We start from the raw sequence: 14,516 nt of genomic DNA on the forward strand, positions 1-14,516 counted from the left end.
AAAAAGAAAGTCTGCTGACACCAGCCAGATTTTCAGACTTTAATATGTAAGCAGCTGCTACAGCAGGCTTTTGAGCTTAAGGCTTGCCGGTAGACTTTGCCCCGGAATCACCGCAGACACCTCTCCATCCAAGGTTTTTCCCCCGCTTTTAAGGCATTCATTTATCATTGGCCGACCTTGCCATTCATCATATCAATAATGAAACCAGAAATTCCAGAAAAATCGCTAGGGAAAATCTTAGTTGACCCTGCCAAAACCGTGCTTGGCAATGTTGCCGGAGCCGTCAGTGAAACCACAGGTTTGCTGGATCAAAGTGGCCCCTTGAAGCCGGGTACCGGGTTAGCCAGCGGTGTGCTGGCATTGACGCTGGCATTCCTGTGTTTGCTGGGCGTGATCGCGTTCCACTTTCCGCAATACCTGACCACGCCTGAGCTGCGCAAAAATTATTCACCTGATGTGATACGGCATATTCTGTTCGCGGCGCTGGTATTGTCTGGCGTGATCAGCTTATTGAATATACTGTTCAATCGCCGGCGTGGTTTGAATGCAGTGGCAGCGTCCCTGGTCATTGCGGCTGTGGCTTTTGGTGGATCTCACGTGCCGGTTGCCGACTTTCCTGATCACACGCCGTATATAGGGCTGGACTGGTTCATCCTCGATTTGCTGGGTTCCACCATTATTTTCGTCGTGATAGAAAAAATCTTCCCGCTGTATAAGGGGCAGTTGATTTTCCGCCGCGAATGGCAGACCGACATGGTGCATTTTGCCGTCAATCACTTCATCGTTGGGCTGGCCTTGTTGACTGTCAACTTCGCCATTCACCGCCTGTTTGGCTGGATGGCGCATGACAGTGTGCGTGACTTTGTGCAGTCTATCTGGTTCTTCCCGCAGTTACTGTTGTGTATCCTGGCCGCCGATCTGGTGCAGTACTGGACGCACCGCGCCTATCATGAGATTCCATTCCTGTGGCGTTTCCATGCCGTCCATCATTCAGCCAAGACCATGGACTGGCTGGCCGGTTCGCGCCAGCATATTCTTGAATTGATATGTACACGCGTTGGCGTACTGGGTGCCTTGTATGTTTTGGGCTTTGACAAGACCGTCATGGACGTCTACATCATCGTGGTCGGCTTCCAGGCGGTGTTTAATCATGCCAATGTGCATTTGCCCTGGGGCCCGGTCAAGTACCTCATCGTCACGCCAGATTTCCACCACTGGCATCATTCATCAGATGATGTGGCGATCGACAGAAACTATGCTGCCCACTATGCCTTCCTCGATCATCTGTTTGGTACGGCAATCAAGGGACAAAAAGGCTTCCCAGAGAAATATGGTGTACAGGGTGACTATATGCCGGATGGCTTCGTGAAACAGCTGATGTTCCCGTTCCGCTCGCAGAAATAAGTCCGCATAAATAAGTTCGCAAAAGTAACAATGAAAACAAAACAGGCAGATCAAATGATCTGCCTGTTTTGTTTAGTATTGCTAAAACCAGTTTTTGAAACCTCGTTTAAATCGCTTTCGCCAGTTTTGCTGCAATACCGGTGTAATTCGCCGGTGTCATGGCCAGCAGCAAATCCTTGGCATCGCGTGGGATCGCCAGACCTTCAACAAACTCTTGCAATGCCTCCTTGGTGATGCCTTTGCCGCGTGTCAGTTCTTTCAATTGTTCGTAAGCGTTTTCAACCGCGTAACGACGCATCACGGTTTGTACCGGTTCTGCCAATACTTCCCATGTTGCATTCAGGTCAGCAGCGAGGCGTTCAGGATTGGTTTCCAGCTTGTTCAAGCCACGCAGGCAACTGTCATAGGCCAGCAGGGTATAACCAAAAGCGACACCGATATTACGCAAGACTGTGGAATCAGTCAGGTCACGCTGCCAGCGGGATACCGGCAATTTTTCCGACAGATGGCGCAGCAGTGAGTTAGCCAGTCCCAGATTACCTTCAGAGTTTTCAAAGTCGATGGGGTTGACTTTATGCGGCATGGTGGAAGAACCGATTTCACCCGCCTTGGTCTTTTGCTTGAAATAACCGACCGAGATATAACCCCAGATGTCACGGTTCAAATCCAGCAGAATAGTATTGACACGGGCGAAGGCATCAAACATTTCAGCCATGTAATCATGCGGCTCGATTTGTATGGTGTAAGGGTTGTAAGTCAGGCCCAGGCGTTGCTCAATGACGTTCCTGGAAAAATGTTCCCAGTCATAGCCAGGGTAAGCAGACAGGTGAGCATTGTAATTGCCGACTGCGCCATTCATCTTGCCCAGGATTTCAACTTGCTCTATGCGCTTGATGGCGCGTTGCAGACGGGCGACGACGTTGGCCATTTCCTTGCCCAGGGTAGTCGGACTGGCGGCCTGACCATGGGTGCGTGACAGCATGGGTACCTCAGCATTCACATGCGCGAGGTCTGTCAATCTGCTGATCAGATTGCGCAAGGCGGGCAACATTACATCATTGCGGGCAGTCTTCAGCATCATGCCATGCGAGGTGTTATTGATATCTTCTGAGGTACAGGCAAAGTGAATGAATTCGCTGGCGGCAACCAGCTCAGGTACATCCTTGACTTGCTCTTTCAACCAATACTCTACGGCTTTGACGTCGTGATTGGTGACAGCTTCGATTTCCTTGATGCGTTGGGCATCAGTTTCAGAAAATTCAGCGACGATTTTGTCCAGCAAGGCGTAGCCATCTTGAGAAAAAGCCTTTATTTCGTCAAAGCCAGCCTGCGAAAGGGCCTGCAGCCAGGACACTTCAACTTTAACACGGTGATGCATGAAGCCAGACTCAGACAAAGTGGCGCGCAAAGCATCAACCTTGCTTGCATAGCGACCGTCGAGCGGAGAAAGGGCAGAAAGTGAGGATAGGGACATGATGGACTATAGAGATGAAATGACAGAAAGCCTTGCGCAAAAAACAACAAAAGTGTAGATTTTGCAAATGGTAAAGATTTGGCAAAAATTTACAATTGTTGTGCAAATACAGTTTTTTTTGCACCGATTATGCGATTTTACCATTTGAATGCGTTCAAATTATAGAATCGTAGTGATGTTGCTGCTCCGCACGCCTGTCCTTCAAGCACAGGATTTGCAGGCAGGCGATGCTATAATCCGCGCTAAACCTACTACCAGATTCCTATGAAACTTATTGGCTCCATCACTAGTCCTTTTGTAAGAAAAGTCCGCGTTGTCATGGCGGAGAAGAAACTTGATTACGTTTTTGTGCAAGAAAACGTGTGGGCGGCAGATACTACGATACAGCAATCAAATCCACTCGGAAAAGTACCCTGTCTCTTGATGGAAGATGGCGGTGCCATGTTTGATTCGCGCGTCATCGTTGAGTATATCGATACTCTGACACCAGTCGGCAAGCTCATTCCTGCCCAGGGTCGTGAGCGCGTGGAAGTCAAATGCTGGGAAGCGCTGGCAGATGGCATCATGGATGCGGCGATTCTGGTGCGTCTGGAAAAAACCTTGCGCCCGGCTGAGCAACAAAGCCAGGAGTGGATAGACAGGCAAATGAGCAAGGTCCATGCTGGTTTGAAGTCCATGTCCAGCGGCCTGGGTGATACACCGTTCTGCACCGGCACGCATTTGACACTGGCAGATATCAGCGTAGGTTGTTCCCTGGGCTGGTTGAGCTTCCGCTTCCCGGAGATAGACTGGCGCGGTGACTATCCAAATCTGGCTAAGTTATTTGATAAATTGTCGGAACGTGCTTCTTTCAAAGACACGTTGCCGCAATAAGTCCACGCAATAAGCCCAATAAGCTCGACTATAAAACGCGACTATATAAAAAAGGGATGCAGCGCAAGCTACATCCCTTTTGTGTTTCTATCGCACCAAAAAACTGGACCGACTTATTCTTCTGTAGACATTTGCGATTGCAAATAATTCTGGATACCGATTTTCTCTATCAATTCCAGCTGGGTTTCCAGCCAGTCTATATGTTCTTCAGTGTCTTCCAGAATAACCTGGAACAAATCGCGCGAGACATAATCGCCTACCGCCTCACAAGTGGCGACGCCTTCCTTGACTGTTTTTTGCGCGGCAACTTCCAGCTTCAGGTCACAGCTCAGCATTTCCACCGTATCTTCACCTATCATCAGTTTGTGCAGGGCTTGCAGATTCGGCAGGCCCCCCAGCATGAGGATGCGGTCGATGAGCTTGTCAGCATGCTTCATTTCGCCTATGGATTCTTCGTATTCTTTCTTGGCTATTTTTTCAAAGCCCCAGTGCTTGTACATGCGTGCATGCAAAAAATACTGATTAATGGCACTCAATTCATTGGTGAGTTGAGCGTTAAGCAGTTTGATGACTTTCGCGTCGCCTTTCATGGCTTTCCTTCCTGTATCTATTGATTCTGTTGGTGATGTGATTGCTGATGCACATTTGCATACAGGCTTTTATCACATCATAGAGCATTCAGTGGCAGTTGCAAAATGAAGATGATCAGCATCACTGAATTCGCTGAATTCAGTGCACGAAGGCGACAATGCTTTTGAAATTGACTGAAGTTGTGAAGCGCAATTGTTCTCATTTAGTTTTCTATCAGCCTAAGAAGAGTCACGGTCATTCAATGCTAACGGCTCTTTATCCGATTTCTATTTTCATTCCTGCGCTTATTCCATATCCCATCTGAATAAATCTCTCCAGAAAATCAAAATCTTTTCAAAGACACTTATTTCAATAAGCTCAAAATAAATTTCGTCGATAGAGAATGAATTTTCACTTCGTTCAAAGTCAACTGAACTTCTCAAGCGTCACGACTCCAATCACGAGAGTCAAGTTTTCCTTCCTTCATCAAGTTGGTCTTTGTCGCACTTTCTTCAAGCCAAGGTATGGTGCGCAAATAGATTTTTTCTCTGTCGTCTGTCACCATTTTCCAAGGTCAATCATATTTTCATTTTCTGAGTCTGGTGTTCTGGGAAAACTGTTTTTGTGGTTGCTGGAAATCGGCGCTATCGGCGCTAATTCCAGCATTGTTGCTCATCAAAATCATGTGCGCGAATACATCACTTATTCGTATCCGTGTGAGTTGCCTCTGCTCCCCATCTTCCACATTTGTTGATCGTGCTAACAACAGTGATATACTCTCATTACTAAATCGGCAATATTTTAAGACGATGTAAATTCACTTGAAAATATGGCGTGTTTTTAATTTGAATGCCCGGAACTCCCCCCGTTTGCCAGTCATCTGAAAGGACCTGATAGTGCAATCCAGTACCATTGCTTCATCATCTTCCCATCCTCCAAACGCAGGGCCGGCAAAGCGTCGCCGTATCAACGCCATCGGTATGATCTTTTCTTCAGCGCTACTTGCTTTTCTGACGGCTTCTTGCGCGCAAAGCCCTGATGCCCAGGCGCAGGGAAATCGTTCTGCAGGTACTGCCTCTTCCTCAACTTCTATCGCAAACAAGAAACTTATGGAAACCACTGATCAAAATGCATCGCCCAAAGTACCGCAAATGACTGCCGAGGAAATCAGCAAGCGTATGCTAGACCTGATCGGCAAGATCAAGACGGCGGAGGATATTTCCTCCAAGAACCTTGAGATTGCGACTGGCCTCAAGGTTTACTTTGATCCGGTAAATTCCAAGGAATATGGGACAGGAGCGAAAATTACTGATACCTGGTTCTTTAACATTACCGTGATCTCCAGCAATAAAGAAGGCAAACCCAGTCGCCTGATATTCTCGTTCGATGACCAGACTCACAGTGACGCCGATATGAGCGCGATTTGCCAAGTCGATTTTGATGCCTATGCAAAACGACTGACTGAACTAGGCTTTCGATCAGAGCCTTACTATGGGGAACACAATCGACTCATTTATTGGAATTTTTCACGCGGTAAAGTTGAGCTACAAATTTCTATTCGTGGAGAAAGCGACAAAAAAGTGACGCACAATTGCGTCTCCATGATAGTCATTGATGTCTAGAGAGGAAGTCACATGACCGGACCAAATGACAAACCCAATACTGCACCGCCGACTGCAGAGCAAAAGCTTGATAAGATCATCAAGGACTTCGGTAATGCCAACAAGACTGCGAGCAACAATCCGGGTGATGACTTGGCTAAGGTCCTCGACGCTTCCCCCGATCTGAAGAAGCGTATCCTCGACTCGGTCGATAAAGGATATTTAAGTAAATTTCAGGCGCTTCCTCCCAACTCTGGTACAGGTGGCTCGTATGACCCGAGCGCAAAAGCCATCAATGTACCGATGGACGCGCTCAAAGGTGCCAGCACTAATCCACGTGATAAGGCCGAGTTGATTTTTGTGATGGGCCACGAAATCCAGCATTCATTCAATGCCGCAGCGACCAGGAAGATAACGCAGGATTTCCTTGACGGCACCACGACTCTGGCAAAAAGCAAGGCATCACCACACGACTATACCAAGTTGACTGAAGACTTTATCCAGTCATCTCGCAAAGACGAGGCCTCCGCGCATATCGGCGGTTTCAATGCGACTGTCTCGCAAGCCAGGAAAGATAACCCCAGTGCGACGCTCAAGGACATCTACAATACCTCCCCGGGACGTATGCAGGATTTCATCGATGTGACCGGTATTCGGCCAAATCTAAACTACGCGATGAAACCAGGCCTGACGGCCGATGCAGATATGACCATGTCCTTCTCGAAGGAAAATGTCGCTGCTATGGGCAAGTATTACTTTGATAAACCAGGAAACGTTTCTCGTCTTGGGTCGAATCACAATCTCGATTACACCAACTTCTACGGTAGTTGGGCAGCCAATGTTGCTGGTAATAATGAGAAAGCGTATCAGGATTTTTATCACAAAACTGACAAGAAATACGTCACCCCTGAAGTGCAGTTCGATATGAAACGACTGGGTTTGCAGCAAGACCTGATCAACCAGAATGTAAAATTTTCTGACAACAAAGCCTTCCCGTATGTCGATATCAGCGATGGCAAGAAAAAGGCTGCGACCTTCGATCCGAATGCTCATCCGAACCCAGCTCCTCCGGTGAGCCCAGTCACGAACCATGCACTAGCGAGGGATTCCAAGCTGGATCTGATTGACGGGACAATAGCACCTGCGAACTCATCAAAGACTGGGCCCGCAGTGCCTGCAAAAAACAGTTCCGACATGCTGATGGGCGACGACACGCCATCGAGTCGCCTGCTTGGGAGAGTACCTGAATCACTTAGAACTGGCCAACCCAAACCAGGGTGAATGCAAGGATGCATGCAGAGTCATAAATGACTCACAAGAGCGACTTTAGTCACGAGCTGCTTGTACACCCGAACAGCTTGACGGGAATACTTGGTGTCATACATCAATCATGTAGCGAAGTATTCGCGGCTGAAGCTGTTCCTGATTCTAGCAATAAATTGGTTCGATTTTGCCGCAGGAATAAAAAAAGGCCAGATCGCGCAATTGCCGCAATCTGACCTGTCCCGGGGAGGGGACTTATTCTTAGCTGCTTAGGGAGAAGCTGATAGTCGCTGTGGCAATCACAGTCAGGGCTTTGCCATCTTCGAGATAAGGTTTGAAGATGGCGCGCAAAATGGCGACTTTGGCGGCTTCATCAAGGCGGTTGGAGCCGGATGATTTTTGCACATCCACTTTTTCTGCCTGACCTTTTTCATTGACCAGTACCCGCAAAGTCACTTTGCCTTCTTCGCCCATGCGTCGGGACATGGGAGGGTAGTCTGCCTGTGGTGCACGTACGTATTCGACCGCACTGATTTGTTTCGGCTGGGCAGCAACCACAGGCGTCGGGCTTGTGTCAACCTTGGCCACCAGCGGTGCCGGTTGTGGGGCAGGTGGTGCTGCCTGTGTGGTGATCTGATGTACGTCGGCTGGTATTTCTACGACTGGTGTGATATGGGGAACGACAGGTACCGGCACTTGCACCGAGGTCAGTTTCTTTGTGGGGATAGGCTGGGGTGGTGGTTCTGCCTTGACTACAGGTGGCTCGACAAAGGTCATCATCACTTCCCTTGGCAGTATTTGCACTGCATGTGAAAGCAGACCATGTTCCAGCGCATAAAACAGCGCAAGGTGAGCCACAACAATGGCGGCAAAAGAAAAGATGCGGGACTTGGGAGCGGTGAAATCTTGTGGAACTGATTGTAATGTAAGTGTGGACATGGTTAACCTCACGCAGTGACGGCGTTGGGCTGGAAGTGTAATTGTTGAATGAAATTCTGGAAGCTGGATGCACTATTGCTTTGTTCATCCATACACTGGCGCATGACTTTGCGTGCACAACCTGCGCATTTGCCGCAGCAAGTGCCAACATCAAGTTGCTCGCGCAGCTCGGCCATCGTGCTGACACCCATGGCGACAGCCTGATGAATTTTCTTTTCCGATACGTTATTGCAAACACATACAATCATGAAGCTACTCCATTAATGCAGATTTTTTACCAGAGAAGGCCAGCAACCAGCCCAATTTGCGCAGCTTGGTTTTTTGCGCTGTCTTCTTTTCTACCAGGCTGGCCCATTGTTCGGATAATTGCTGGCAGGTGGCTTTCAGCACAGGTGCCAGATCCGGCAAATTCGCCAGCACACTCAAATGTCTTTCTATGACTGATGCCAGCTTGGTACTCGCTTGCTCAGCCTCTTCCTGCGTTGCACTGTTCGTGCTGTTGACTGTGTAATGCGACATCAGGTGCAACACTGCTGAAACCAGCAGTTCAGGCTGCTTGGATGTGGCAGTCAAACCCGATAATTCTTCGTTCATCAGCGTTCCACCTGGCATGTCCAGTCTCCAAGTATGATCAGCGTTTTACGCTGTCAATATCAGCTTGTTCAGTTGCGTAATGCGCAGTCGGTAAATACGGCCCGCGTGATCAATTTCCAATTCACGCTTTTGTTGCATCAAGTCGCCGCTCTTGATGCGTGGAACTTCTTTCAAAGCATGATTCGATGTAGCTGTTGTCGTTGTTGCCGCTGCGGCATTAACTAGATCAGCGTGCTGGTGTAGAGCGTTATATGTAGTCATATTTACCTTGCAAATCTAAACGATAACAATTCTTATTTAGATTATTGAATATTCGAACTTGTTTGGCAAGTGTTTTTTGTTGATATTCATCAGTTCAAGGTTTACTTTTGTCTTGCTCATTAAAGTGGCAAACTAAATACGCTGGAAAATTGGCACCAAAGCAATGTTTTTGGCAAATACTTGTTGCTTTTATATGAAGGGGGAAATGCTACTGAAGCTGATGCTTACCCAGGTGTGCAAGGATGGAATTGCCTGGGTAAGTGTTTGAAGATGGCAGTATTTGAAGCGGAGGAGGCTTGAATATCTGAAACGATAGAGCAGGAACTATATTATTTAGCTGGATACATGCCCATAGCTTCGCCCATGCAAATGGCTTTGGCCGGTGTCCAGGCTGGATTGAAATCCACTGTGCCTTTAGGGAATAGCATGACTACTGTGGACCCGAGCAAGAATCTGCCCATTTCCTCACCCTTTTTCAACACGATTTGCTGATCGTCGTAACGCCACTCGCGTACTTTGGTGCTGCGCGGCGGGTTGACCATGCCATGCCAGACGGTGGCCATGCTGCCCACGATGGTGGCACCTACCAGTGTCAGCACAAAGGGGCCGAAGGCAGATTCAAATACACAAACCACACGCTCGTTGCGGGCAAACAAGCCGGGTACGCCACGTGCCGTGGTTGGATTGACGGAGAATAATGCCCCTGGCACATAGATCATGCGCGTCAGTCGGCCATCGCAAGGCATATGGATGCGGTGGTAGTCACGCGGGCTCAGATATAGGGTGGCAAAGCCGCCATCCTCAAACAAGGATGCCAACTGGCTGTCGCCACCAACCAGGGCTGTGGTGCTATAGCTATGTCCCTTGGCCTGGAAAATCTGGTCTTTTTGTATTGGGCCAAACTGGCTGATGGCACCATCTACCGGGCTCAGCAAGTCGCTATTGGCGAGCGGGCGGGCATCTGCGCGTAACGGGCGGGTGAAAAATTCATTAAAGCTGGCATAGCTACCGATGTCAGGATTGGCAGCTTCCTGCATATTCACCTGGTATTTACCGACAAACCAGCGTATCAGGCTGGTCGTGAACTTGCCTGCTTTTGCATTGGCAAATTTGCCGAACAGTACGGTCAGTGCCTGTTTAGGCATTAAATATTGGGGCAGGACGGCAAGACGGTCGGACACAATGAGTCACTTTCAAAATGGTCAGGGAAGGGATTATAACGTTGCGAGATAAAAAGGCTGATTTTTCTGCACTTATGCACGCACATCGTCAGAAATTGTTTCTCCTGAGCTAAGGTTTTTGCAAATGAGGGGGGCGTATGCTATCGTCAATAGAAATACTTACTATTGCGTCCCCATGTCTGATGATAGCCAGCTAATTGTGATTGATCAGATCCGGATCGGAATGTTCATCAAACTCGACCTGAGTTGGTTCCAGCATTCTTTTCCGATGAACTCGTTCAAGATCACCAGCCAGCAACAAATTGACGATCTGATCGCGCTCAAGCTCAAGCATGTACGTTATATCCCGTCAAAGTCTGATCCGTTAACTGCCAAGCCAGCTAGCCAGCCTCAGACTGTTGCTGACAGTTTGCCTGAATCATCGCCAAAGCGGGTATATGCCAGCATTATGGATGCCAAGCGCGCCCGCTTTGAAAAACTGCAAAAGCAAAGAGATGAAATTGCGCGCTGCGAAGAAAAATTCGTGTTGGCGGCCAGCGTGGTCAAAAATATCAATCGCCTGATTTTTTCCAGACCCAAGGAAACCATTTTAGAAGCTGGCAAGCTGGTCGACAGCATGTCTGAAGTCCTGCTCAGCGGTAATGATACCGTCATGCATCTGATACAGCAGACGGCGGGCAACGAGGAATTGTATTTTCATACATTGAATGTCTCGGTGCTGGCAATGATGCTGGCCAATGAAATGAAATGCAGCGATGAGATGATCAAGGAGATAGGTATTGCTGCCTTGTTTCATGATTTGGGCAAGGTGAATGTGCCTGAACACATCAGCAACAAGACTGAGCCCCTGACCCGGCCTGAGCAAAATTTCTTTGAGCTTCATCCAGAATATGGTGTGGAGGTGGGTAAAAAAGCAGGCTTGCCGCAGGTAGTGCTGGATGTGATTGCCCAGCATCATGAGTTCATGGATGGTACTGGTTATCCGCATCAACTGAAAGCGGATGCCATAAGCATGCATACGCGTATTGTGACCATCGCCAATGTGTACGATAATTTGTGCAATCACAATGATCCCAAACAATCATTGACGCCACATGAAGCCTTGTCAACCATGTATGCGCACAGACGCACGCAGTTTGATGGGCTCATCATGGCTACCCTGGTCAAGAGCCTGGGTGTGTATCCACCCGGCACGCTGGTCAGGTTATCCAATGAAGCGGTCGGTCTGGTCATGAATGTGAATGTGGGCAAGCCCTTGCGGCCACGCGTACTGGTGTATGACGCTGAGATTCCTAAGGAAGACGCCATCATTCTGGACCTCGCTGAAGAGAGCAAAGAGCTGTCCATTAACGCCAGCATACGGCCAAGTCTATTACCACGGGTGATTTTCAATTACCTGAACCCGCGCAAAAGGGTCAATTATTATTTTGACTCGCAATCGAAGAAAACACAGGGCGGCCCTTTACCAGGCCAGAATTAGCAGAAATGACCGACACCGGCATGTCACAGTCAGTATCCGTTTTGAACCATGGATTACTGCGCCACATCATTGACCATAGTCGTGAAGCGATTCTGGTGGTGGATATGCATCACATGGCATTGGTCGATGCAAATCAGCTGGCTTGCATGATGCTGGCTTACGCCAGAGATGAGCTGCTGGGCCTGCCTCTGGCAAACATAGAATGTTCATTGCAGGATGTGTTCTTTTGGGAAGCCTTGCGTGCAGATGCGCATGCTGAAGGCCGGGCAGTTGCAGAAAGTGAATGGATCAACCGTCATGGTGTTTCTTTTCCGGTAGAAAAACGCGTTTCGACTTTTATTGAAAACGGCAAAGAGTTTTTTATTATCCATGCCGAAGATATTACCCACAGACGTGAACTGGTAGAAGGCCATGTGCATCTGGTAGCGCAATTGCAAAGTTCGCTCGATGCGACTGCCGAAGGCATCTTGTCGATAGACTTGAGCGGCAATGTGGTGAACATCAATCAGCGCTTTTCTTCCATGTGGCAATTGAAAGATGAATTGCTTGCTTCCAGAGACGAGGCGCAAATGTTTGCCCATCTCAAGGGCGCGCTGCAAGATGCAGATGGTTTTTTTGCCAGCCTGGAAAAGATCCACGATGATCCGAATCTGGAGACCGAAGATTTAATGATCCTGAAAGACGGGCGCTATTTTATCTGTGTTTCCAAACCTGAATTCATGCGAGACAAGAGGGTAGGGCGGGTTTTTAGTGTGCGTGACATTACGCAAATGAAAGAAGCCGAGCGCAGCCTGGTGGCAGCCAGGGATGCGGCAGAACAAGCCAGTAAAGAAAAATCGCGCATGCTGGAGGCGCTGCTGATCAGTGAGTCGCGCTTGCGCCGCCTGGTTAATTCCAGTCTCATCGGTATCATGCAAGGCAATCTCAGCGGTACGCTGACGGAGGCCAATGATGTCTTGTTGCAATTGGCGGGTGTGCAAAGGCTGGAGTTTGCAGATTTTGGCATGAGCTGGCTGGACCGGACCACAGAAGAGAGCCATGCTGCCCATCACAATGCCATGGCAGAAATACGCCTGCATGGCCAGGCCAGACCCTATGAAGGCGAGCTGATACGCAAGGATGGGGTGCGTATTCCCGTCATGGTTGGCCTGGCACAACTGGAAGGCTCACTGGAAGAATGGGTGGGCTTTGTGCTGGACCTGACTGAACAGCGCAAGGCTGACCGCATCAAGTCAGAATTCATTTCTGTCGTCAGCCATGAGCTACGTACTCCTCTGACCTCGATACGGGGCGCGCTGGGTTTGCTGGAAAGCGGGGTTGCCGGTGAATTGACAGCCAAGACCATGCAACTGATCAAGGTCGCTCACAGAAATTGCCAGCGTCTGGGCGTTTTGGTCAATGACATCCTCGACATGGAAAAACTGGCATCCGGCAAAATGGTCATCAACATAGAACGCTTTGACCTGGTTGCCGTGACCAGGCAGGCAATAGAAGCCAATGCCGGTTACGCGCAAGCGCTCAACGTGCGTTACCGCATTGCTGATCATCCAGAAAATGCCTGGGCCATGGGTGACAATGTACGTGTCATGCAGGTCTTTGCCAACTTGCTGTCAAATGCTGCCAAGTTTTCTCCAGCAGGTGCTGAAGTGCAAATCAGGATTACCGATATCTCAGGCATCTACAAGGTCGAGGTGGAAGATCATGGGCAAGGCATACCTGAGGCTTTCAGGGAACAGATTTTCAAGAAATTTGCCCAGGCAGATGGCACCAATACCCGACAGCAGGGTGGTACTGGCCTGGGTTTGAATATCACTAAAACCTTTGTCGAAAAAATGGGAGGTGAAATCGGCTTCGAAACCGAAGAGGGCAAAGGCAGCATATTCTGGTTTACCCTGCTGGCCTCGGCGCACCGCCGCCACGACAGATAAAACGGACTTCCGCAAAACCGCCCCAGCTGCGTTGCAGCTCCCGCATTTAGCAAGATTCGGTACTAAAGTATTGTCTTCGTCGCTACGGTGTAGTCGGGGTTTCAGGCAATATGTTGCCTGCCGACGTAACGAACCGCCCTTGCAAGGGCGGTTTCTTGACGCGATAGCCTTGCTGGGACGATTTTGCATAAGTCCTGATAGACTTGAAATTCTGACCCATCCCTCAAATTTTTCAGATTACTCACAGTCAGCTACTGAGGTTGCAGATAAGGTTTTAGCTAATTGTATGGTAGTTAAAATCTATTGGATATTTAAAATTCATAGTGATATGCTTCTTGTCGTTGTGGACATATTGTTCACCTTGTTATGTCAATCAGGAGAATTTAATGAAAACTGTAGGTCAAAAACTCGACGCATTCAAAGTTCCAGCAGCCAAGCCAGGCTTCAATCATCACGAAGAAAATGGCGTGTCCGCATTCGAAGACATCACTGAAGCTTCGTTTCCTGGCAAATGGAAAATCATTTATTTCTACCCAAAAGATTTCACTTTCGTCTGCCCGACTGAAATCGTTGAATTTGCCAAACTGACCAATGACTTCGCTGACCGTGATGCTATTTTGCTGGGTGGTTCTACAGATAACGAATTCTGCAAGCTGGCATGGCGTCGTGAACACAAAGATCTGGACAAACTGAACCACTACGCGTTCGGTGATGCAACAGGCTCTTTGGTCGACATGCTGGGTGTACGCGATGTTAACGCCGGTGTTGCACTGCGCGCGACTTTCATCGTCGATCCTGACAATGTCATTCAACACGTTTCTGTCAACAACCTGAATGTTGGCCGTAACCCTACAGAAATCCTGCGTATTCTGGATGGTCTGCAAACAGATGAACTGTGCCCATGCAACCGTACAGTAGGCGGCGCAACTCTGTAATGCAGAGAGCGCA

14 protein-coding genes are annotated in these 14,516 nt (G+C 48.7%); 7 read left to right on the forward strand and 7 right to left on the reverse strand.

Annotation, left to right across the window (positions count from 1 at the left end):
• Positions 1-198: 198 nt before the first annotated feature.
• Complete coding sequence (locus tag AC07OI_RS15015) at positions 199-1,404, forward strand: sterol desaturase family protein (protein WP_495257784.1); 1,206 nt, start codon at positions 199-201, stop codon at positions 1,402-1,404.
• A 106-nt stretch (positions 1,405-1,510) separates the two neighbouring features.
• Here the strand turns inward: AC07OI_RS15015 and purB are convergent, their stop codons facing one another.
• Positions 1,511-2,878, reverse strand: coding sequence for an adenylosuccinate lyase (purB, locus tag AC07OI_RS15020; RefSeq protein ID WP_492703538.1), 1,368 nt, complete (start codon positions 2,876-2,878; stop codon positions 1,511-1,513).
• A 264-nt stretch (positions 2,879-3,142) separates the two neighbouring features.
• Between purB and AC07OI_RS15025 the strand changes: the two genes are divergently transcribed.
• On the forward strand, positions 3,143-3,751 hold the full coding sequence (locus AC07OI_RS15025; protein ID WP_492703539.1) for a glutathione S-transferase: 609 nt from the start codon (positions 3,143-3,145) through the stop codon (positions 3,749-3,751).
• Between the two features lie 113 nt (positions 3,752-3,864).
• On the opposite strand, the gene bfr is transcribed toward AC07OI_RS15025, so the two are convergent.
• Positions 3,865-4,341 (reverse strand): bacterioferritin, encoded by a 477-nt coding sequence (bfr, locus tag AC07OI_RS15030; RefSeq protein WP_492703540.1) that lies wholly within the window; start codon positions 4,339-4,341, stop codon positions 3,865-3,867.
• A gap of 876 nt (positions 4,342-5,217) precedes the next feature.
• On the opposite strand from bfr, the gene AC07OI_RS15035 reads away from it, so the two are divergent.
• Together AC07OI_RS15035 and AC07OI_RS15040 are read left to right on the forward strand one after the other, a co-directional pair.
• On the forward strand, positions 5,218-5,943 hold the full coding sequence (locus AC07OI_RS15035; RefSeq protein WP_495257785.1) for a hypothetical protein: 726 nt from the start codon (positions 5,218-5,220) through the stop codon (positions 5,941-5,943).
• 12 nt (positions 5,944-5,955) lie between these two features.
• Positions 5,956-7,203 (forward strand): hypothetical protein, encoded by a 1,248-nt coding sequence (locus AC07OI_RS15040; RefSeq protein ID WP_495257786.1) that lies wholly within the window; start codon positions 5,956-5,958, stop codon positions 7,201-7,203.
• A 243-nt stretch (positions 7,204-7,446) separates the two neighbouring features.
• On the opposite strand, the gene AC07OI_RS15045 is transcribed toward AC07OI_RS15040, so the two are convergent.
• From AC07OI_RS15045 to asd, 5 genes are all read right to left on the reverse strand, one after another.
• Positions 7,447-8,124, reverse strand: a complete 678-nt coding sequence (locus AC07OI_RS15045) for an energy transducer TonB (protein WP_495257787.1) — start codon at positions 8,122-8,124, stop codon at positions 7,447-7,449.
• 8 nt (positions 8,125-8,132) lie between these two features.
• The gene (locus AC07OI_RS15050; RefSeq protein ID WP_423006752.1) at positions 8,133-8,372 is read right to left on the reverse strand and encodes a (2Fe-2S)-binding protein; all 240 of its coding nucleotides are present in this window, start codon (positions 8,370-8,372) and stop codon (positions 8,133-8,135) included.
• 4 nt (positions 8,373-8,376) lie between these two features.
• On the reverse strand, positions 8,377-8,718 hold the full coding sequence (locus AC07OI_RS15055; protein WP_495257788.1) for a hypothetical protein: 342 nt from the start codon (positions 8,716-8,718) through the stop codon (positions 8,377-8,379).
• A 45-nt stretch (positions 8,719-8,763) separates the two neighbouring features.
• Entirely contained in the window at positions 8,764-8,979 is a 216-nt protein-coding gene (gene hemP, locus AC07OI_RS15060; protein WP_492703546.1) for a hemin uptake protein HemP, read from the reverse strand.
• Positions 8,980-9,308: 329 nt separating this feature from the next.
• Positions 9,309-10,160 carry an archaetidylserine decarboxylase gene (asd, locus tag AC07OI_RS15065; RefSeq protein WP_495257789.1) on the reverse strand — a complete coding sequence of 284 codons (852 nt, stop codon included), beginning with the start codon at positions 10,158-10,160 and terminating at the stop codon, positions 9,309-9,311.
• Between the two features lie 175 nt (positions 10,161-10,335).
• On the opposite strand from asd, the gene AC07OI_RS15070 reads away from it, so the two are divergent.
• The 3 genes from AC07OI_RS15070 (at position 10,336) to AC07OI_RS15080 (ending at position 14,503) form a co-directional block, all read left to right on the forward strand.
• Positions 10,336-11,640, forward strand: coding sequence for a cyclic di-GMP phosphodiesterase (locus AC07OI_RS15070; RefSeq protein WP_495257790.1), 1,305 nt, complete (start codon positions 10,336-10,338; stop codon positions 11,638-11,640).
• 5 nt (positions 11,641-11,645) lie between these two features.
• Positions 11,646-13,568 carry a PAS domain-containing sensor histidine kinase gene (locus AC07OI_RS15075; protein ID WP_495257791.1) on the forward strand — a complete coding sequence of 641 codons (1,923 nt, stop codon included), beginning with the start codon at positions 11,646-11,648 and terminating at the stop codon, positions 13,566-13,568.
• A 386-nt stretch (positions 13,569-13,954) separates the two neighbouring features.
• Positions 13,955-14,503 (forward strand): peroxiredoxin, encoded by a 549-nt coding sequence (locus AC07OI_RS15080; RefSeq protein WP_110255121.1) that lies wholly within the window; start codon positions 13,955-13,957, stop codon positions 14,501-14,503.
• The last annotated feature ends 13 nt before the right edge of the window (positions 14,504-14,516 follow it).

It is taken from the genome of Undibacterium sp. GW821-FHT07F11 (assembly GCF_059418665.1).

Excerpts from the sequence above, each read along its gene's own strand:
- AC07OI_RS15015 (WP_495257784.1), top strand. The coding sequence starts at position 199 with ATGAAACCAGAAATTCCAGAAAAATCGCTAGGGAAAATCTTAGTTGAC.
- purB (WP_492703538.1), bottom strand. The coding sequence starts at position 2,878 with ATGTCCCTATCCTCACTTTCTGCCCTTTCTCCGCTCGACGGTCGCTAT.
- AC07OI_RS15025 (WP_492703539.1), top strand. The coding sequence starts at position 3,143 with ATGAAACTTATTGGCTCCATCACTAGTCCTTTTGTAAGAAAAGTCCGC.
- bfr (WP_492703540.1), bottom strand. The coding sequence starts at position 4,341 with ATGAAAGGCGACGCGAAAGTCATCAAACTGCTTAACGCTCAACTCACC.
- AC07OI_RS15040 (WP_495257786.1), top strand. The coding sequence starts at position 5,956 with ATGACCGGACCAAATGACAAACCCAATACTGCACCGCCGACTGCAGAG.
- AC07OI_RS15045 (WP_495257787.1), bottom strand. The coding sequence starts at position 8,124 with ATGTCCACACTTACATTACAATCAGTTCCACAAGATTTCACCGCTCCC.
- AC07OI_RS15050 (WP_423006752.1), bottom strand. The coding sequence starts at position 8,372 with ATGATTGTATGTGTTTGCAATAACGTATCGGAAAAGAAAATTCATCAG.
- AC07OI_RS15055 (WP_495257788.1), bottom strand. The coding sequence starts at position 8,718 with ATGAACGAAGAATTATCGGGTTTGACTGCCACATCCAAGCAGCCTGAA.
- hemP (WP_492703546.1), bottom strand. The coding sequence starts at position 8,979 with ATGACTACATATAACGCTCTACACCAGCACGCTGATCTAGTTAATGCC.
- AC07OI_RS15070 (WP_495257790.1), top strand. The coding sequence starts at position 10,336 with ATGTCTGATGATAGCCAGCTAATTGTGATTGATCAGATCCGGATCGGA.
- AC07OI_RS15075 (WP_495257791.1), top strand. The coding sequence starts at position 11,646 with ATGACCGACACCGGCATGTCACAGTCAGTATCCGTTTTGAACCATGGA.
- AC07OI_RS15080 (WP_110255121.1), top strand. The coding sequence starts at position 13,955 with ATGAAAACTGTAGGTCAAAAACTCGACGCATTCAAAGTTCCAGCAGCC.